Below are 19,716 nucleotides of genomic sequence, written 5' to 3'. Positions count from 1 at the left end.
TATCATGTGCCATCTTCACTACCGGGGAGAGCTGCATGAATCTGGGCGTCACTGAGCCGCAGCCGGAACCCGGCGCGCGCAAACCCGCCGCCGTCGCCAATCTGGCGATCGCTTTCATTCTGCTGGTGTGCGCCTTGTTCATCATCGTCGACCTGGTCCAGCTCGGCGCCGCACGCCGCGAGCAACTGGCCGACAGCAGCGTCGCACTGACCAATGTGGCGCGCGCCATACGCCGCCACGCCGATGACACTTTCAAATCGGCAGACGTATCGCTGATCAGCATGGTGAAGCTGGTCGAGAATCAGGGCTACACTCCCGCGAGCCGCGAGCAGCTGGCCTCGCTGATGGGCCAGAGCGCCACCACGCTGGGCCAGATCCATGCCTATTTTGCCTGCGACGAACGCGGCCGCCTGGTGATCGATTCGACCCCGCTGTATGCGGAGCTGGACGTCTCCGAGCGCGACTATTTTCGTTATCATCGCGACCACCCCACACGCGATGCGTATGTCGGTGCGCTCATCAAGAGTAGCACCACCAACACCTGGATCATCACCGTCTCGCGTCGCGTCAACCACGCCGACGGCAGCTTCGCGGGCGTCATCATGGCGGCGCTGGACCTGGAATATTTCCGCATGTTCTACGACACCTTCGACATCGGCAAGAAGGGTGTGATCTTCCTCGGCACCAACCCGGGCACGACGCTGGTGCGACGGCCGCTGTACGAAAAATACGTCGGCCGCAGCATGGTCGACCTGCCGATCTATCGCGACCATATCGCCCAGAACACTTCCGGCCTGCTGACCATGAAATCGGCGGTGGACGGCGAAGTGCGCCTGACCGCCTACGAACATCTGCAACATTACCCGCTGTTCATTTTCGCTGCGCTGTCGCGCGATGAAGTGCTGGCCGGCTGGGTCAGCGATACCGTGATGCATGCCTGCGGCATCGGCATCCTGGTGCTGACGCTGGCCTTTCTCGGCTGGCGGCTGGTGCGCCAGATCCGCCTGCGCGCGAAGACGGAAATCTCGCTGCGCCAGGCGCGCGATTCACTCAATGAACTCAACGCCACCTTGCAACGGCTGGCGCTGGAAGACGGCTTGACCGGACTGGCCAATCGCCGCCATTTCGATCTGGCCTTGCAGGAAGAATTGAGCCGCGCCACCCGCAACGCCAGTTCGCTGGCGCTGATCCTGATCGACGTCGATCGCTTCAAGCAGTACAACGATTTGTATGGTCACGCCGCCGGGGATGAATGCCTGCGCCAGATCGGCCGGGCGGTGAAAGCGGTGCCGCGCCGCAGCGGCGATCTGGCCGCGCGTTACGGCGGCGAAGAACTGGCGGTGCTGTTGCCCGGCGCCGACGTCGCCACGGCATTGCAGATCGCCGAAGAGTTGCGCGGCAAGATCGCCGCGCTCAATATCACGCACGCCGGCAATCCGATCGGCAACGTCACCGTCAGCGCCGGCATCGACGCGCTCACGCCGGTGCGCGCCGGCGACGTGCCGGAGACGCTGATCCGGCAAGCCGACCTGGCCTTGTACCAGGCCAAGAACCAAGGACGCAACCGGGTCTGCGTCGCGCCTGAGCCCGTCTGAAAATAAAAATTGGGATTGACTGCACTGCCCGCATCCGCGCCATGAAATGTCGTGGCTGGATGCGGGTCAGTTACTCATTGCTGCTCAGTGCTGAATGGCTCAGCGCTTGAGTTGCGACAGGTCGCGCACGGCGCCGCGATCGGCGGATGTGGTCAGCGCAGCGTAGGCTTGCAAGGCCTGCGACACCACGCGTTCGCGGCCCAGCGGCTGCCATGCATCATGGCCGAGTGCTTCCATTTTGGCGCGGCGTTGCGCCAGGTCGTCGGCAGTCACGCGCAGGTTGATGGTGCGCGCCGGGATATCGATGTCGATCATGTCACCCTCTTCCACCAGACCGATGGCGCCGCCTTCGGCCGCTTCCGGCGAAGCGTGGCCGATCACCAGGCCGGACGAACCGCCCGAGAAACGACCGTCGGTGAACAGCGCGCACGCCTTGCCCAGACCCTTGGACTTGATGTACGAGGTCGGGTACAGCATTTCCTGCATGCCCGGGCCGCCCTTGGGACCTTCGTAACGAATGATGACGACGTCGCCGGCATGCACGGTGTCGCCGAGGATGGCTTCGACTGCCGCGTCCTGGCTCTCGAACACGCGCGCCTTGCCGGAGAATTTGAGGATGCTTTCATCCACGCCGGCGGTCTTCACGATGCAACCCTTTTCAGCGATGTTGCCGTACAGGACCGCCAGGCCGCCGTCCTTCGAATAGGCGTGCTCGATATCGCGGATGCAACCGGCGCTGCGGTCGAGGTCGCCGTGCTCGTAACGCTCGGCCTGCGAGAACGCGGTCTGCGACGGCACGCCGCCCGGCGCTGCGCGGAACAGCTTGTGGACGGCCGCATCGCTGCTGATGCGGATATCGTATTTTTCGATCGCTTCGCCCATGGTCTTGCTGTGCACGGTCGGCAGCGAGGTGTCGAGCAAACCGGCGCGCGCCAGTTCGCCCAGGATCGCGACGATGCCGCCGGCGCGGTGCACGTCTTCGATATGGTACTTGTCGGTCATCGGTGCGACCTTGCACAGGCACGGCACCTTGCGCGAGATGCGGTCGATGTCGGCCATGGTGAATTCGACCTGTGCTTCATGTGCGGCGGCCAGCAAGTGCAGCACGGTGTTGGTGGAGCCGCCCATCGAGACGTCCAGCGCCATGGCGTTTTCGAACGCGGCCTTGTTGGCGATGCTGCGCGGCAGGACCGAGTAGTCGTCCTGTTCGTAATGGCGCTTGGCTAGTTCGACGATCAGGCGACCGGCGCCCAGGAACAGTTCCTTGCGGTCGGCGTGGGTGGCGACGATGGTGCCGTTGCCCGGCAGCGCCAGACCCAGCGCTTCGGCCAGGCAGTTCATCGAGTTGGCGGTGAACATGCCCGAGCACGAACCGCAGGTAGGACAGGCGGAGCGTTCGATTTCAGCCACGTCGGCGTCCGACACGGTGCTGTCGCCGGCCTTGATCATGGCGTCGATCAGGTCCAGCTTGATCACCTTGCGGTCGTTGTTGACGACCTTGACCACCTTGCCGGCTTCCATCGGACCGCCGGAAACGAACACCACAGGAATGTTCAGGCGCATGGCCGCCATCAGCATGCCGGGCGTGATCTTGTCGCAGTTGGAGATGCACACCATGGCGTCGGCGCAGTGGGCGTTGACCATGTATTCGACCGAGTCGGCGATCAGGTCGCGCGACGGCAGCGAGTACAGCATGCCGCCGTGGCCCATGGCGATGCCGTCGTCGACGGCGATGGTGTTGAATTCCTTGGCGACGCCGCCGGATGCTTCGATCTCGCGCGCCACCAGCTGGCCCAGGTCCTTCAGATGCACGTGACCGGGGACGAACTGCGTGAACGAGTTGACCACCGCGACGATCGGTTTCTCGAAGTCGCCGTCCTTCATGCCGGTGGCGCGCCACAATGCGCGGGCGCCGGCCATGTTGCGGCCTTGGGTGGTGGTGCGGGAACGATAGACGGGCATGGTGGGTGTCTCCTCAGAATGCAGGGTGGAAATTAATCGGAAAGCAGATCAAGAATCGGCGGATTGACGAATCAAGTGCGCAAGAGTGCCGTGTGGGGAACAAGTTGTCCAATATATGATTCGATAGCCTGTAATTCGTATTGGATATCAAAGAATATGCCGCGGTTGCGGTCCGCGCGCCATAAAAAAGCCGCAACGGTCACAAAGACGGTTGCGGCTTTTTGCTGCGGCGGAGGCAATCAGCGAGACAGGCGCCTGACCTTGCCCGCAACGACGCCATCGTGTGCGATGGCCAGGCGGCCACCTTCCAGGCGCGGCATGTCGACGGCGTTGAGCACCCGGCCGTTGATCTCGCCCACGATCACACCGCCATGCGCCAGCTTGAACAGGCTGACCGCGCGCGTTAGCGCCTCGGCCTGTTCCTGCAGCGAGCGCGCAGCGCTGGCGGCCTGCTCGACCAATGCGGCGTTGTGCTGGGTCACTTCATCCATCTGCGTGATGGCGCCGTTGACCTGCACGATGCCGTGGCGCTGTTCCTGGCTGGCGACGCTGATTTCCTCGACGATGCCGGTCACGCGCTTGACGCTGGCGACCACCTCGCCCATGGTGCTGCCGGCCAGCTCGACCAGCTCGGTGCCGCTTTCGACCTTGTGCACGGAGTCGTCGATCAGCACCTTGATTTCCTTGGCGGCGGCGGCCGAGCGTTGCGCCAGGCTGCGCACTTCGGAGGCGACCACGGCGAAGCCGCGGCCTTGCTCGCCAGCGCGCGCCGCTTCGACGGCGGCGTTCAACGCCAGGATATTGGTCTGGAAAGCGATGCCGTCGATGACGCTGATGATGTCGAAAATCTTGCGCGACGACGCGTTGATGGAACCCATGGTCTCGACCACCTGGCCGACCACGCTGCCGCCCTTTTCGGCAACCGTCGACGCGGTCGCACCGAGTTCATTGGCCTGGTGCGCACTGTCGGCGTTGCGCTGCACGGTGGCGGTCAGCTCCTCCATGGCGGAAGCGGTTTCTTCGAGCGAGCCGGCCTGCTCTTCGGTGCGCGCCGAGAGATCGGCGTTGCCCGAGGCGATCTGACCGGAGGCGGCGGCGATGGTGTGCGCACCTTCGCGGATCTCGCCGACGATGTGGGCCAGGTTGTCGCGCATTTCCTTCATCGAGGCCAGCAGGCTGGACTGGTCGCCGTCCTTGGTGCGGATCTCGATGGCGAGGTCGCCCTTGGCGATATGGTCGGCGATCTCGGCGGCGTAGTCAGGCTCGCCGCCGAGCTGGCGCAGCAGGCCGCGCGTGATCAGCACCGCCACCGCGACGCCGATCAGCAGCGCGGCGATGGTCATGCCCGCAATCCATGCGATGGAACGATCGAACAGACGGTCCGAATTCTTGCTGGCCTCGGCCACGGCTTGCTCGGTGGTCTTGATGAGGGCGCCCATGTCCTGCACGATCTGGCGGCGCAGCGGGCTGCATTCCTTGACCAGGAATTCTCCGAACTCCTGCATCTGGCCAGCCTCGCGATACTTGCGCGGGCGATTCAGTTCTTCCGCCATCTTGAGCAGGCCGCCGCTGACCTTGTCGAAACCGGTATCGCCCTTGAACGCGGGCGTCATCGTTTTGAGTGCGGCCAGGTAGATCGCCTTTTGCTCATCGAGGATCGCCAGTTCCTTCGCAGCATCGCCGTTGTCGGTGAAGATGAACGCGTTGCGCGCCGCCAGTCCGGTCTGCGCCAGCGCTTCGCGCGCGACGTACAGCGGCTGTAATTTCTCCGCCTGGACCTGGTCGCCATACTTGACGGTGTCGAGGATAGCCTCAAGCCGCAGCAGCGAAAAAACGGCCATGGCCGACAACATGAACGCCAGCAGCCCGAATCCCAGGCCGAGGCGTACCCCTATTTTTTGTTTATGCAAAGCGCGCACGCTGATTCCCCATCGACAAACGATTTGATTGAATTTAGTTGAGTCCAAGATCGAGCACGTTCCATGCCACGCGGAAAAGCGTGTTTATTCTCAGCAACAGAATCCGGAATTTTTGAGTATGCTTGAGTTGGAGCCGAAATAGTCCGGCTTGCGCATGGCACGTTACCGGGCGGAAAGTCTTTGCCGGCGCGGCACACGCGGGCATGACGATATCACAGGCCTACGCTCGTGCTTTGATTTATCGCAGCGACGCCGTGGCAAAGCGGAGACATAATGACGGCAGGAAAGAAGAATATTCGACGAGGGGAAATCATGAAGAACAATATCATCCACCGCAGCACCACAGTACTGCTGACCTTAGTGCTGCCACTGGCCTTGCTGAGCGCCTGCGACCGTTCGGTCGACGAGAAGCTGAGCGCCCAGGCCGGCGCCGAAAAATCGCTGGAGATTTCACCGACGCTGTTCGCCACCAAATTCAACCGCAGCGTGCGCGACGTGCTGGAAGATCGCAAGGATGAGAACGCCGCGCGCATGGCGCCGCTGTATGCGATTGACGTCACGCAACTGCACAAGGGCGGTGAAAAGCACAGCTTCCAGACTCAGGTGGGACCGGCGCAAACCTCGCTGATCGGCAGCCTGGCCAAGGATGGCGACCTCAAGACCATCGGCGTCCTGCTGGCCAGCCGCACCGAAGGCGCACGCGATGAATTCTTCCTGTGTGCCGAAACGGCGGCGCGCATCCTCACCGACGGCGACAAGGCCACGCTGCCCGACCAGATCAAGCGCCTGGTCAACAACGCCATCAACAATCCCGGTCAGCGCATGACGATCGCCATCGGCCAGCGCTTATTGTCGGCGGAGATCATCAAGCAGGGATTGATGTTCGAGATCGAGCAGAGCAAATAAGAAGATTTTTATACGTCCAGCCTGATCAGGCGCGTCGCCTTAGCGGTGCCGCCTGCCATCAGCTGCGTGATGCGGCCATCGGCCACGGTCAGCTTGACCTTGATCACGCTCGGCGAGGGCGGCTGCATCAGGTAGCCCTGCTCGATGATGATTTCGCAATCCTTCACGCCGCCGTGGTCGTGCAGGTAGCACGCCAGCGGTCCGGCTGCGGTGCCGGTGGCCGACTCTTCCGGAATGCCGAAGCGCGGTGAAAACATGCGCACGCCGGCATGGCGTCCGCTCACCGTGGTCATGTCCGAGTACACGTAATAACCAATCACGTCGAGTTCATTGCTGAGCGCCTCAATCAGCGACGCGTCAGGGCGCGCGACCGAGACCGTCTGCTCATCCGGCAGGGGTACGATCAGGAAGGCGTTGCCGGTGTTCACCACGGTCGGCGCCAGGTCGGCGTGAAGCTGCCCGGGTGCGAGCCCAAGCGAAGCGGCAATACGTTCAACCAGTCCGGAGCCGGCATCAAGCGTGCGGTATTGGGGTGCTCGCTGCTCCATGAACACCATCTCGCCGGCGATCAGGATATCGAGGTTGCCGTCGATCGACTCTTTGGAAAAATTGCCTTCGCCGATGACGCCGAGCTTGTGCAGCAGCGAGAAGGTGGCGATGGTGGCGTGGCCGCAATGCGGGATTTGCCGCGTCGGCGTGAAGAATTCGAGCTTGACGGTGGCGCTCTGCGAGGACGACACGAAAGCGGTCTCGGACAAGCCGAGCTGGCGGGCGATGTGGAGTTTTTGTTCGGTAGTGAGTGCATCGGCGTCGAGAACAACGCCGGCAGGATTGCCACCGGCTGCGCCATCGATGAAGGCGTTAACGATCTGTGCGTCGACCTGCAAAATGAATCCCCCGAAGTATGTGAACCTCAGGGGATTCTAGCGCAACCACAAAATACTGCATGGCGACGATGTTCTGTTTCGCCAAATATCGGTTCCTGCGCGTGCTATTTTGCCGGGAACGGTTCGGTCAGGATGCCGGTCAGGCTTTGCACGCCGTCGATGTAGTTGCCCAGACGCATGTTTTCATTGGCGCTGTGCTGGTTGTTGTCGGCGTTCACCAGCGGCACGATCACGAACGGAATCTTCAGCGCGCCCACCATGGCGCCGGTCGGCACGGTGCCGCCCATCATGCGGATCTGCACCGGCTCCTTGCCATAGGTCTTGACGAAGGCGCTGCGCAGCCATTTGCCGATCGGCGAGGCGAGATCGGTGCGCACTGCCATGCTGGACGCCGACACGCGGGCGTAATCGAACGAGGCCAGTTTCGGATAACGCGCACGCTCATCGTCGGTGGGCTGACCATTCACGAGGTGGAAGCCCTGCTTCTCGATGTGCGCCTTGACCAGGCCGAGCAGCACTTGCGGATCGGTCTCGGGCACGGTGCGCAGATCGAGCTCGGCGATCGCTTCACCCGGCACGATGGTGCGCGCCTTGGCGCCGACGTCAGCGGCCTGCATGCCGCGCACGTTCAGCGTCGGGTATTGCATCGCCTCCTGATAGTTCTGTCCGACCTTCTCGGCCTGGGCGATGCCGAGCCGCTTGCGCAGCGCGACTTCATCGTCGGGCACCGCGCGCATGACGCGGCGCGATTCGTCGTCGAGTTTGACTGCATCGTAGTAACCGGCGACCGTCACGCGGCCGTCGTCATCCTTCATCGACGCCAGCAGGCGCGCCATGGTCTGCGCCGGGTTGGCGGCGTAGTTGCCGTAGTGGCCGCTGTGGCTATCCTGGCGCGGGCCGAACACCTTCAGCGTGGCCTGCGCCACGCCGCGATTGCCGAACACGAGCGTGGGCAGATTGCTGGCATGCATCGGGCCGTCCAGCACCACCAGCAGGTCGGCCTTGAGCAGTGCCTGGTTCTGGTCGATCACCTTGCCCAGCGAGGGCGAACCTTTTTCTTCTTCCGCATCGAGGATGATCTTGACGTTGACCGACGGCGTCACGCCGCTCGCCTTCAGCGCGTCGAAGGCGGCCAGCATCATCAGGATCGGCGCCTTGTCGTCAGCCGCTGCGCGACCGAACAAGCGCCATTCCGGATTTGGATTGGCGCCGTAGAGTTGCTCGATCGGCAGCGCTTCCCACTGACCGGCGGCGTTGCGTTGCTTGAGCGTCGGCTTCCACGGGCTTTCCTGTTGCCACTCGGACGGCGTCACTGCCTGGCCGTCAAGGTGGGCATAAAACAGCACGGTAGTGGCGCCGGCCTTGTTACCCGGCAGTTCGGCGAACAGCATCGGCTTGCCGTCGTTGGCCAGCTGGCGCGTGCGGAAACCGCGACGCTGGAACGCTTGCTCGAACCAGGCGGTGTTGCGCTGGATGTCGGCGGCGACGATGGAATCGTTGGGGATGGCAATCGCTTCGACCCATTCCTTGAACGTGCCCTTGGCGGCGGCAGCGGTTTGCGCGGCACTGACTTCAGCGGCCTGCAGCGGTGCCGAACACAGCATCGCTGCGGCGATACAGGCAGCGGACAAAGAGAACGAGAAAGAAGCGGACAGCGAACGGCGGGACAGATTTTTCACGGGATTTCCTCTTGGCAATGGATGCCACATCATACAGAAATCGCCGCTCCCGCCGCATTGAAAATAATTCACGGATGCGCATCGACTGCTATCGCTGCGCATCCTCTTTTTAAGCCGAATTTTAAGCTGATGTATCGATGATGCTGCCGATCGCCTTGAAGCCGTCCGACACTTCATCGGCCACGGTGTGCGCCGCAGACTTGACGGCGTCGACTGCGGTGTCGACGGTGTCGCTGATTTCATCGCCGACTTTCGCAACGGCGTTTTTGACAGGCGCAACGACGTTGTCGTAAATGGCGTTGCTGTAGGACGAGGTGACGGATGAAATGCTCATGGCTGACTCCCTGCAGGTTGTTGATAATTCTTCTGCGTTCAGCATAGCCATTCGCTGCGCGGACCGAAACCCGCGCAGGCGTCATTTCAGGTAAAACGATTTAAAGATTTGTAAACCCGAAGCTCGTCAGGATCAAGGCGTGTTGATGAAGCGTTCGATCATGCCGGCGGCCTTGTCGATGTTGAGCACGCCTTCCAGATGCCCGCCCGGACCTTGCAGCAAATACAAGGTGCCCCGCCCGCCGAGTTTCTTGAAACGCTGCAGCGCCTCCGACGACAGCTTGAGCGGGAACACCAGGTCGGTCGAACTCGGGATGAACAGGATCTTGGCCTTGATGCCTTTGACCTCGTCGTCGCTGAGGTGGTACAGCTGGTTCGCCTTCGACATGTAGATGATGCTGTTGCCGTCGGCCACCTTGGCGCGGGCGCGGGCGCCGGCATCCAGCGTCGCTTCGATCTTGAACTGGTTGCCCATGGCGGCGCCGGGCGGCTTGCCGGCATCAGCCGGGGCATAGCCGAACGTCGCCTGCGCCCAGTCCCAGTGGCGCGTCTGCACCGTCACCACCTTGAGCGCGGCGGCCACACCGTCATCCGGATCGCCAGTGCCGTAGTAATCGCCCTGCCGCCATTTCGGATCGAGCCGCACCGGCAGCGACCAGACGTCAAGCAGGCTGATCACGTAAGGACTGATGTCGAATCCGGGACCGATGACATGCACCACGCGCTTGACGAAATCGGGATACAGCGCCGCCCACTCCATCGCCTGGATGGAGCCGCCGGAGGCGCCCACCGCCGCCACCAGCTGGCGCACGCCGAGCTTGTCGAGCAGTTGCTTGTGCACGCGCACCGAATCGCGCATCGACACCACCGGGAAGCTCATGCCATACGGTTTGCCGGTGGCGGCGTTGATCGAGGCCGGACCGGTGGTGGTCACCATCGGATCCTTGGTGTTGATGTTGACCAGCGTGTCGGCGCTGATGACGAAATACTTGTCGGTGTCGATCGCCTTGCCGGGACCGATCAGGCTGTCCCAGTAGCCGGGCGCGGCGTCGCTGTCCTTGTATTTGCCGGCGGCGTGCGAGGTGCCCGAATAGAAGTGTGCGACGAAGATGGCGTTGTCGCCGGTGTCATTGAGCTTGCCGTAGGTTTCATAGCCGACGCGCACGTTGCGGATTTCCTGGCCGCCGACGGTGGTGTAGGACGGCAGCGTGAAAACCTGTTTGATCACCAGCGGCAACGGCGCCGCACTGTGCTGCGCCGATTGTGCCGGTTGCGCTTGCTGCTGCGACGATTGCGGTGGTTGTGACAGCGGCGGCTGCGGTTGCCGCGCCTGCAATTGCTGCGTGGAAAACGCGGTGCCGGACACGGCCGACAGTGCAGCAAAAAAAGTCCATGAGCAGAACGCGCGGCGAACAAGGGTCATGAAATCGTCTCCGGATTGTTTGATGATGCAGGCGCGGAAAATGCGGAGCAGCCACTTTACGACAAGCTCCGGCACGCCACAACCACCCATGTGTAAAAATACGGGCTTGCATTCATGCTTTCATTACGGAGACTTCCCTTGCCTATCGCCAAACTTCCCGACGTCGCCGGTCTTCTGCAACTGCACAACGCGCATGGCGACAGCACCGTCATCAGCCTGTACGGCGCCCAATTGCTGTCATGGCAAACCGCCGACGGCCGCGAGCATCTGTATTGCACACCCGAGCCTTCGCTCAAAACCGGCGCTTCCATCCGCGGCGGCGTGCCGGTCTGCTTCCCGCAATTTTCCGGACGCGGCGCCTTGCCCAAGCACGGCCTGGTGCGCAATCTGGTCTGGCAGGTCGATGGCGATGTATTGAGCGGCGCCGACCAGGACGTCGCTTATGCACGCCTGTCGCTGTCGGATTCCGACGCCACGCGCGCCTTGTGGCCGCACAGCTTCGACTTGCAGTTGCAGGTCGAGCTCGGCGCCGGCTGGGTCAGCGTCGCGCTCAACGTCACCAACACCGGCGACAGCGCCTTCGATTTCACCACCGCGCTGCACACCTACCTGGCCACGCCCGACGTGCGCAATGCCGGCGTCGCACAACTCGGCCACGCGCGCTTCACCGACACCACCGTTGGTAACGACGAGGCAATTCATGACGGCAGCGTGCTGCGCATCGCCGACGAAACCGACAACATCTATTGGGCGCCGCCGGCCGCGCTGGTGCTGCAGCAGGACGGCAAGCCGTTCCTGCAGATCGAGCAGCAAGGTTTCGCCGACAGCGTGATCTGGAATCCGGGTCCGGCCAAGGCGGCCCAGCTCGGCGACATGCCGGCGCAGGACTGGACAAGCATGCTGTGCATCGAAGCGGCGCAGATCGAGCACCCGGTGCGCCTGTCGCCGCAGGCGACGTGGCGCGGTTTGCAGCGCCTCACGCGCGCAGGTTGAGTTTGGTCCGGCGGGTTATTTTTCGAGCAGCACTTTTTCCACCGACCATTTGCCCTGCTCCAGGCGGTAGATCGTGTAAGCCGGATTGATCAGCGCGCCGTTCGCATCGAAGGAGACGATGCCGGTCAATCCGGGATAGCGGATCTCGTGCAAGGCGGTGGTGACGGCTTTCGGGTCGAGCGAGCCGGCTTTCTGGATGGCGGCGATGAGCACATTGGCCGCATCGTAGGCGAACAGGGCGTAGTGCGAAATCTCGCCCTTGAAATGCACGCGCATCTTGTCGTTGAACTCGCGCCATCCCGGCAGGCGCTCGCGCGGCGCGCCGGTTTCCAATGCCCACACATTGCGCTCGACGCCTTCGGCCAGTTGCAGGAACAGGCCGGTCGCAGTGCCGCCGGTGGCCACCAATCGTACGCTCATATCCCGCCGCAACATGCTGCGCGCCAGCAAGGCGCTTTGTGTGACGACGCCGCCGAACACGATGACGTCGGCATTGGCCTTTTGCACGTTGGTCAATGCAGGATTGAAGTCGGACGTCTTGCTGCTGATGGCCTCGCGACTGACGACATTGCCGCCTGCGCGCCTGACGCCGGAGACGAAGGAATCGGCGAAGTCTGTGCCGTAAGCGGTACCGTCTTCGATCACCGCAATCCGTGCGGCCTGCAGATTGCGTACGACGAATTCCGCCAGGCGCGCAGTGCCTATGCCGTCGTGCCCCTGGATCTGGAAAGTGGTGCGCAAGCCATCGCGCGTAAAGCGACTGCTGGTGGTGGCGATCGGGATCTGCGGGATGCCGGCAGCGCTGTAGAGCTCCGCCACGGCGATGCTGGGGCCGCTGTTCCAATGAGCGATCACGCCCACGACCTTGGAGCGGATGAAATATTGCGCGATGGGTGCAGCGAACAGGGCGTCGCCCTTGTCATCCTCCACCAGCAAGCGGAACACCAGTTGCTTGCCGCCGATGCGGATGGCACGGCGGTTGGCGTCGTCGAAGGCCAGCCGGACGGCGGCGATGCCGCTCTCCGTACGCGGCGATGTCAGCGGCGCAGCGACACCGACCAGCACCAGCTGTTCGTTCGCGCCGGTGGGTTGGGCATGCGCTGCAACAGCCAGGCAGAGCGCCGGCAACAAGATGCTCAGTTTCATCGGATCCCCCCGCTCCCACGCCTCAAAGGCGACGGCGTCATTGATGACCGATCGATTGTGCGCGCGCGCCTCCATTGTCTTTACGACAATGAGCGTGGTATTGCTCCTCCTGTTCCGCCACTACATCGCCGCACAGCGTGGCGCGGCGGCCACAACTGCGTGGTCGTATCCGCGCCGGTCAGTTCATCTCCAGCAACAACGCGCCCTGCGCCGCGCCTGCCTCCAGCAAACGATGCGCCTCGGCAACCTGCGCCAGCGGCAGACGGCCGGCGACGTCGATGACCAATCCGGCCTCCAGGCGCGTCATGGCGGCGGCAGTCGCGAGGCGATATTGAGCGAGGTCCTTGATGAAGGACAGGATGCTCGGGCGCTCCATCAACACGCCGCGCAACTGCGCCGCCGCCAATGCTTCGGCCGGTGCGCCTTCGCCCGAAATCGAGCCGATGGTGACGGCCATGCCGCCGCTGCGCGTGGCTTCGATGCTGCGCAGGAAATGTGCACCGCCGATGCCGTCCACGACGATGTCGGCGCCGCGGCCCCCGGTGTACTCGCGCGCCGCAGCGACAAAATCCTGCTCGCGATAGTTGATCGCCTGGTCGAGTCCGCGCGAGTGCGCCAGCGCTGCCTTCTCGTCGCTGCTGACGGTGCCGATCACGCGCGCGCCCATCGCCTTGGCCCATTGCGTGAGCACCAGGCCAAGCCCGCCGGCAGCAGCATGCACCAGCACCGTCTGGCCGGGCTGCAAGCGGCCATAGTGATTCAGCAGCAGGTAGGCGGTCATGCTGCGCAACAGGCCGGCGCCGCCCTGCTCGAACGAGACCTTGTCAGGCAACGCAACGGCGCGTTCGGCGGCAATGTCGACCAGTTGCGCGTAGCTGCCGTTGGTGGCCGACCACGCCACGCGCTGGCCGACGCGTGACGCGTCCACGCCCGCACCGACCGCCGTGATCACGCCGCTGCCTTCGACACCGAGCACCGCCGGCAAAGGCAAGGGATAACGCCCGATGCGCTGATAGACGTCGACGTAATTGACGCCGGCGACATGCTGGCGCACGCGCACCGCCCCCGCAGCCAACGGCGGCAAGGTGCGCGCAACGAGTTTGAAATTTGCGGCGTCACCATAGGCGGTCAGTTCGATAAGCTCGGTGGTAGTTGCGGTGGCTGCGGTCATATCTGTGCTCCTGTGAAGAATGAGGAAGGTGGACGCTCAGAATAACTTCGTGCAAAATCGAACGGAATTCCCTATTTAGGCGCAAGTCCTGTGCAAAAATCATCGAAACCAGCCATATCGCCCGAGCAGTTGTCGTGGGACGACGTGCGCTATTTCCTCAGCCTTGCGCGCGGCGGCAGCCTGTCGGCGGCGGCGCGCGAACTTGCGGTGGAACACTCGACCGTGTCGCGCCGCATCGGCGCGCTGGAAGGCGCGATCCAGCTGCGCCTGTTCGACCGCCTGCCGCGCGGCTGGCAACTGACCGACGAAGGCAAGACCCTGCTCGACGCCGCCGAACGTATCGAGCTCGAAGCCCACGCCTTCGGCCGCGCCGTGCAAGGCATGACGGCGATGCAGGGCACGGTGCGGCTGTCGGCGCCGCCGGCCCTGACCAGCCATTTCCTGATGCCATTGATGGCGCAGCAACACAAGCGCTGGGAAGGCATCCAACTCGACATGGTCGGTGAAATCCGCGCCGCCAACCTGCACCGGCGCGATGCCGACCTGGCGTTGCGGCTGTCGCGTCCGGACGATCCCGGCCTGATGGCGCGCCGTCTCGGCAACGCCGGCTACGGCCTGTACGGCCACGCGCGCTGGAAGCGCACGGCGCGCAGCAAACGTGAATTCATCGGCTACGGCGAAGCGCTGCAAGGCGGTCCGCACCAGGCCTGGCTGGCGCAGTACGCCGACGGTGCGCCGTATGTCATGACGGCCAATGATTTTTCGCTGCTGCACCAGGCCTGCCGCGCCGGCCTCGGCCTGACCATCCTGCCGCACTTCATCGCGCGCGGCGACGCCGAACTGACGGAGTTCGACAGCGGCCAGCCGCCGTGGCAGCGCGAGTTGTGGCTCACCGTACATCCCGACCTGCGCCGCTCGCCACGCGTGCAACGCATCGCCGAATTGGTGGCGGAGATCGTGCAGGAGCGGCAGGATTTGCTGGCGTGAATTCGAACTAAAGAGATACAGAATCGGCATCTCCGGTATTCTTTGACAATGACAAAACGAGGCCGACGCCGATGCTGCTATACACCATCTACCTGATCGCCATCTCCGCCGAAGCCATGTCCGGCGCCATCATGGGCATTCGCCGCGAGATGGACCTGTTCGGCATCTGCCTGATCGGTACCGTCGCCGCATTGGGCGGCGGCACCGTGCGCGACATATTGATCGGCTACTATCCGCTGGGATGGGTGGCGCATCCTGAATATCTCGCCTTCACCATCTGCGCCGCCGTCGTCACCGCCGTGGCGGCGCGCAAGATGCATCATTTCAAATCGGCCTTCCTGATCGTCGACGCGCTCGGCCTGGTCGCCTTCACCATCATCGGCTGCGACATCGCACGCGGCTTCGCGCATTTCAATCCTTTTGTGGTGGTGATATTCGGCATGATCACCGGCGTCTTCGGCGGCCTGTTGCGCGACGTGCTGTGCAACGAAATCCCGCTGGTGCTGCAACGCGAAGTCTATGCCAGCGTCTCGCTGGTCACGGGGGCGCTGTATGTCGGCCTGCTGTGGCTGGAAGTCGATGCGTCGGTGGCGACGCTGAGCGCGCTGGGCGTGGGATTTCTATTCCGGCTGCTGGCGATTCGTTATCACTGGACGCTGCCGAAATTCAACGACAAGGACATTCGCGGTTTCGAATAAGGTCATTCTCCGGAGCACCCGCCTGCGCGGCGCACTGTAGTTTTTTTCATGCAAAGGCGACGCGCTGTTCATCTGTTGAAACAAACACCGCGCATAGCCGCCTTCCGCTGAATTCTTCTCTCTTGTTGCCGCTGTGCCTGCGCGCGCAGAATGGTCGCTCCAAGTTCGTCCGCCATACAACAACCTGACAATCAATAGTCCACCATCGGAGCCGGCCGCATGACAACTGATAACGTTCCCGACAAGCACGCCATCGCCGCGCAACTGCTGCAAGCGCAAGACCATGCGCGCCAGATCGCGCCCATCACCACGCAGGCGCCCGGCTTCGACGTCACTGCCGCCTACCAAGTCGCCGACCTGATCCACCAGCAAAGGCTGGCGCAAGGCGCCCTCGCTGCCGGCCGCAAGATCGGCTTCACCAACGCTGCGATGTGGGCGAAGTACGGCGTGGAGGAACCGGTATGGGGACACATGTACGACCGCACTATCGTACATGTCGCCGGATCGCAGGGAACATGCAGCGTCGCGCAGCTGGCCGAGCCGAAGATCGAACCCGAGATCGCCCTGCACTTCCACAAGGCGCCGCCGGAAGATGCTGGCATCGCCGCGCTGATCGATTGCATAGACTGGATCGCGCCGGCGTTTGAAATCGTGCAGTCGCACTATCCAGGCTGGCAGTTCAAAGCCCCTGACACCATTGCCGATGGCGGATTGCATGGAAGATTGTTTGTGGGAGAACGCACCTCGCTGGCCGGCTTGGGCAGCGATGCGTTGACGCAGCTGGCGTCATGCTCCGTGGATCTGCTCTGTGATGGCGCCTTGCGCGAAACCGGCAAAGGCGCAAACGCACTCGGCAGCCCGCTCGCCGCGACGGCGCATCTGATCGCCGTGCTAGCGAAACAAGAAATCCGCCGCCCGATTCAGGCCGGAGAAATCATCACGACCGGCACGCTGACTGCGGCGTTCCCGGTGAGTGCCGGGGAAACCTGGAATATGGAATTCGGTGGGATTGCACTGCGGGGAATGACGTTGAAGTTTACTGCCTGACATCAAATCAACCGGATGGCCGACAGCAGCAGCTACGTCGGACCATCCCTCAACACTTCGCTACACCGTCTGACTCAGGAATCTTGAGGAACGGCATCGCTGGGCGTTGGCTTTTCCGTCATCGGCCTGTTCAGGCAGGAAATCCGATTCTGTCCCTCTGACTTGGCCATCTGCAAGGCGCTGTCGGCACGCTGCAAGAGAGCGTCCATGTTCTTGTCGCCATGCTCACTGACGGCGACGCCTACGCAGATGGTGAAAGGCGGCAGATTGTCGCTGCGATCGTCGGCGATGCCGCGACGCAGTTTTTCGGCGATGATCATCGCGCCGTGCAGATTCATGACGGGCAGCGCCAAGGCAAATTCTTCACCGCCGACGCGGCTGATGATGTCCGTGTCACGCAAAATGCGCGACGCCAGTTCGCCGAAGCGGCGCAGCACGGCATCACCGACGGCGCGTCCATGCTTGTCATTGATCTGCTGGAACTGATCGATATCGCAGACTGCCATCGACAAGGGCTTCGCCGTACGACGCGCCAGCCGGAATTCGCGGTTGGAATATTCATCGAATTGGCGCCGATTGGCGAGTCCGGTGAGCGGGTCGAGGGTAGCCATCTCGTAGAGGTGCGCATTGTAGAGGCGGATTTTCGTGATCAGGGGACGGAAGATCAGCAACGCCTCCAACGCCAGCACAATCAGCAGCAGCACCAGCAAAACCTGTTGCGCCAGGCGTGCCTGTTCAATGCGGGCATCGGCTTGCCCGGCGAACAACGCCGCCGCGCGATCCAGCGCAGGCAACAGCAACTCGCGGGAATGGTGTTGCAGCGCCTTGTAGGCCGCGTCGCCGGCGCTCATCGTGGTCGCCGTCATGAAGCGGCGCGTGTCGTCCAGGAAGCTGCGGACCTCGGCATCGAGCGGCGCGTTGCCTCCAAAATACAGTTCATGTTCAGCCGCAGTCAGCTGGCGGGCAGCGGGGTCGGCTTTACCGCTGAGCGTATCTTGCAAGCGCTCCATCTGGCTGACGGCATTCTGCAAGGCCTCGCTGGTGGAGGTATCGCCAACGTACAGGTCAGTGCTCAGCAGTGCGATGCGTTGCGACAGCGCGCGCTGTTGTTCGACGACATGAACGCGCTGTGCGGCGCTGCGTTGTTCGATGATGATGTTGTCGAGCAGAAAGTACGCCGCCAGGAACAACAGCGCCGTCACTGCCACGCCAACGACATAGGCGATGATCATCCGGGTGGCGCTGATCTTTCTGTCGGGCAAGCTGACCCATGTTGTTTTGGTTGGCTTGGTTTCTTGGGCCGCACGTGTCATCGAGGTGCTTTCTGTGGTTGTGACGGGGAATGCGCGATGCATGTCTGAGGGTCGATATTATGACATCAGTGGTGCGTGAACACTGAGGCAGAAGACTCAGTCAGATGCGGATGCTGAGGTTGGCCGTTAGCGGCTTAGTTTCTCGATCAGCCTTGGTCCGGCCCAAGGGCTTAACTCCACTCGGCTCGCCTTTTCTTGAGACCGCTGACTCGATTCGGTATCATCCGGACTGCCTGTCACCCCTATTCCTAAATATGTCCATCTCCAGATTGTTTAACAGCAGCGTGGCCTTTTTCGTCATCGCGATATGCATCGCTCCCGATGGCGCCATTGCGAGCGAGTCGCAGAAGGATTATCACTCTTTTTGCGGCGGCGGGAAGATGGGCATTTTCAGTGAGAGCGGAAAAGTCCTTGTTGAGCCGAAATATGAAAGAACCGATATCCGGCTGGAATATGGCGTCATACGCGTGCGTGACCAAGGGAAAGTCGGTACCGTCGATTTGCGAGGGAACGCGTTGCTCCCGATCAAATTTGATCTGATCACCCCCCTTACGGAAGGTCTGAGGCCTGTGCAACTCAACGGCGTGGCATTTTACCTGGATGAGAAAAATCGGCCGGCCAATGGCGCAATTGGGATATTTCCTTCGGATTATCGACACGGCTTTACCGTGATGCAGACTGCGGATAATCGCGAGGTTTTGATGGATAAGGCAGGAAAGGCGTTGTTCGACGTGGCGTCTTTCGGAGGAGGCTTTCTGCGCGTGGAGTCCCCCAGCGTCGCCATTTATATGGAGAACGACAAGAGCGGATGGATTGATCTGCGTACGCGTAAGATTTATTCGGTCAACGCCCCTTTCTTGGTGCTGGAAAATGGCGTAGTCGTCGCGCACGGACAGGACAGGACCTTCTTGCTTGATCTCAATGGCATGGAAACCCGTAGCATCGAAGGCTTCATCGCTATAACAGTGGACAAAAAAATTCTTGTTCAACGAGGCATGGACTTCCAGCTTCTTGACCTCTGGCCTCAAGAAATCACTGATCCGGCACATATCACGAAGATCGACGGACAGCGCAACGCCGCATATGATTTTCGATATCAAGGAAAACACGGACTGGTGAACGACAAGGGGCGCGTCATTCTGGCTCCAGAATACGACTCGGAGATCTCTATCTGGAGCGATGGAGTAACCATGATCCGCAGAGACTTCCGAGTGGGTCTGGTTGACGATCTGGGAAAGATAGTTGTCCCGCCGGTCTATGAAGGCATGGAATGGCGCGCTGAAGATCGTATTTCTTTCAAGACCAACGGCCAATGGGGATTTCTCGACGGCGACGGAAAGATCGTCATTGCCGCGCAATACGAGCAAGTACATCGTTTCGACGAAGGCATTGCTGAGGTAAAGAAAAATGGCCGATGGCTAAAAATCAATTCAAAGGGGGATTTTTTTCTACCATTGAATTACGCGCAGGACCTGGCCTTTTTCGAGAATGGTCTGTTGTCTGTCCGCAAGCTAAATGGCAATTGCATGGATTACTTCGACCGTACAGGAAATGCTCTTTTCAAATCGGTGACGGATGAAGATGGGACAGAGCGGTTTGTTGATATTCGTAAGAATAAGACCATTTGGTCTTCCAAAGAATAACGAAAAACGACCGC

The 19,716-nt window shown here is 61.9% G+C and carries 16 protein-coding genes; 7 read left to right on the top strand and 9 right to left on the bottom strand.

From position 1 onward, the window contains the following. Nucleotides 1–35 precede the first annotated feature (35 nt). Complete coding sequence (locus E4P32_RS10975; RefSeq protein WP_116434170.1) at nucleotides 36–1,595, top strand: GGDEF domain-containing protein; 1,560 nt, start codon at nucleotides 36–38, stop codon at nucleotides 1,593–1,595. Between the two features lie 99 nt (nucleotides 1,596–1,694). Here the strand turns inward: E4P32_RS10975 and ilvD are convergent, their stop codons facing one another. Further along, nucleotides 1,695–3,557, bottom strand: a complete 1,863-nt coding sequence (gene ilvD / locus E4P32_RS10970; protein ID WP_116434171.1) for a dihydroxy-acid dehydratase — start codon at nucleotides 3,555–3,557, stop codon at nucleotides 1,695–1,697. Between the two features lie 239 nt (nucleotides 3,558–3,796). Then, nucleotides 3,797–5,476, bottom strand: a complete 1,680-nt coding sequence (locus E4P32_RS10965; protein WP_233526631.1) for a methyl-accepting chemotaxis protein — start codon at nucleotides 5,474–5,476, stop codon at nucleotides 3,797–3,799. A 312-nt stretch (nucleotides 5,477–5,788) separates the two neighbouring features. On the opposite strand from E4P32_RS10965, the gene E4P32_RS10960 reads away from it, so the two are divergent. Continuing rightward, complete coding sequence (locus tag E4P32_RS10960; RefSeq protein WP_116434172.1) at nucleotides 5,789–6,382, top strand: aldehyde dehydrogenase; 594 nt, start codon at nucleotides 5,789–5,791, stop codon at nucleotides 6,380–6,382. An 8-nt stretch (nucleotides 6,383–6,390) separates the two neighbouring features. Here E4P32_RS10960 and E4P32_RS10955 read toward each other — a convergent pair whose 3' ends face one another. From E4P32_RS10955 to E4P32_RS10940, 4 genes are all read right to left on the bottom strand, one after another. Then, nucleotides 6,391–7,269 carry a PhzF family phenazine biosynthesis protein gene (locus tag E4P32_RS10955; protein WP_116434173.1) on the bottom strand — a complete coding sequence of 293 codons (879 nt, stop codon included), beginning with the start codon at nucleotides 7,267–7,269 and terminating at the stop codon, nucleotides 6,391–6,393. A gap of 104 nt (nucleotides 7,270–7,373) precedes the next feature. Further along, nucleotides 7,374–8,873 (bottom strand): M20/M25/M40 family metallo-hydrolase, encoded by a 1,500-nt coding sequence (locus tag E4P32_RS10950; RefSeq protein WP_116434631.1) that lies wholly within the window; start codon nucleotides 8,871–8,873, stop codon nucleotides 7,374–7,376. 196 nt (nucleotides 8,874–9,069) lie between these two features. Then, entirely contained in the window at nucleotides 9,070–9,282 is a 213-nt protein-coding gene (locus E4P32_RS10945; RefSeq protein ID WP_116434174.1) for a protamine P1 domain containing protein, read from the bottom strand. Nucleotides 9,283–9,414: 132 nt separating this feature from the next. Then, a complete protein-coding gene (locus E4P32_RS10940; RefSeq protein WP_116434632.1) occupies nucleotides 9,415–10,704 on the bottom strand; it encodes a homoserine O-acetyltransferase in 1,290 nt (429 codons plus the stop codon). Between the two features lie 138 nt (nucleotides 10,705–10,842). Between E4P32_RS10940 and E4P32_RS10935 the strand changes: the two genes are divergently transcribed. Further along, nucleotides 10,843–11,697 (top strand): D-hexose-6-phosphate mutarotase, encoded by an 855-nt coding sequence (locus E4P32_RS10935; protein WP_158559721.1) that lies wholly within the window; start codon nucleotides 10,843–10,845, stop codon nucleotides 11,695–11,697. Between the two features lie 15 nt (nucleotides 11,698–11,712). Here the strand turns inward: E4P32_RS10935 and E4P32_RS10930 are convergent, their stop codons facing one another. Then, nucleotides 11,713–12,843, bottom strand: a complete 1,131-nt coding sequence (locus tag E4P32_RS10930) for a branched-chain amino acid ABC transporter substrate-binding protein (RefSeq protein WP_158559722.1) — start codon at nucleotides 12,841–12,843, stop codon at nucleotides 11,713–11,715. 178 nt (nucleotides 12,844–13,021) lie between these two features. Beyond that, nucleotides 13,022–14,014 (bottom strand): quinone oxidoreductase, encoded by a 993-nt coding sequence (locus E4P32_RS10925; RefSeq protein WP_116434177.1) that lies wholly within the window; start codon nucleotides 14,012–14,014, stop codon nucleotides 13,022–13,024. Between the two features lie 90 nt (nucleotides 14,015–14,104). On the opposite strand from E4P32_RS10925, the gene E4P32_RS10920 reads away from it, so the two are divergent. From E4P32_RS10920 to E4P32_RS10910, 3 genes are all read left to right on the top strand, one after another. Then, nucleotides 14,105–15,001 (top strand): LysR family transcriptional regulator, encoded by an 897-nt coding sequence (locus tag E4P32_RS10920; protein WP_233526632.1) that lies wholly within the window; start codon nucleotides 14,105–14,107, stop codon nucleotides 14,999–15,001. Nucleotides 15,002–15,072: 71 nt separating this feature from the next. Next, on the top strand, nucleotides 15,073–15,699 hold the full coding sequence (locus tag E4P32_RS10915) for a trimeric intracellular cation channel family protein (RefSeq protein ID WP_116434179.1): 627 nt from the start codon (nucleotides 15,073–15,075) through the stop codon (nucleotides 15,697–15,699). A 219-nt stretch (nucleotides 15,700–15,918) separates the two neighbouring features. Beyond that, a complete protein-coding gene (locus E4P32_RS10910; protein ID WP_116434180.1) occupies nucleotides 15,919–16,746 on the top strand; it encodes a fumarylacetoacetate hydrolase family protein in 828 nt (275 codons plus the stop codon). A gap of 74 nt (nucleotides 16,747–16,820) precedes the next feature. Here the strand turns inward: E4P32_RS10910 and E4P32_RS10905 are convergent, their stop codons facing one another. Next, entirely contained in the window at nucleotides 16,821–18,008 is a 1,188-nt protein-coding gene (locus E4P32_RS10905) for a GGDEF domain-containing protein (protein ID WP_158559723.1), read from the bottom strand. A gap of 305 nt (nucleotides 18,009–18,313) precedes the next feature. Here E4P32_RS10905 and E4P32_RS10900 point away from each other — a divergent pair, with 305 nt between their 5' ends. Continuing rightward, nucleotides 18,314–19,702: a WG repeat-containing protein gene (locus tag E4P32_RS10900; protein ID WP_158559724.1), complete on the top strand. Its 1,389-nt coding sequence runs from the start codon at nucleotides 18,314–18,316 to the stop codon at nucleotides 19,700–19,702. The last annotated feature ends 14 nt before the right edge of the window (nucleotides 19,703–19,716 follow it).

The organism is Herbaspirillum sp. 3R11 (genome assembly GCF_004563925.1).
Lineage (GTDB): Bacteria > Pseudomonadota > Gammaproteobacteria > Burkholderiales > Burkholderiaceae_D > Herbaspirillum.
Note: the sequence above shows the minus strand (reverse complement) of the source record. Positions and strands in the feature narration are given on the sequence as shown.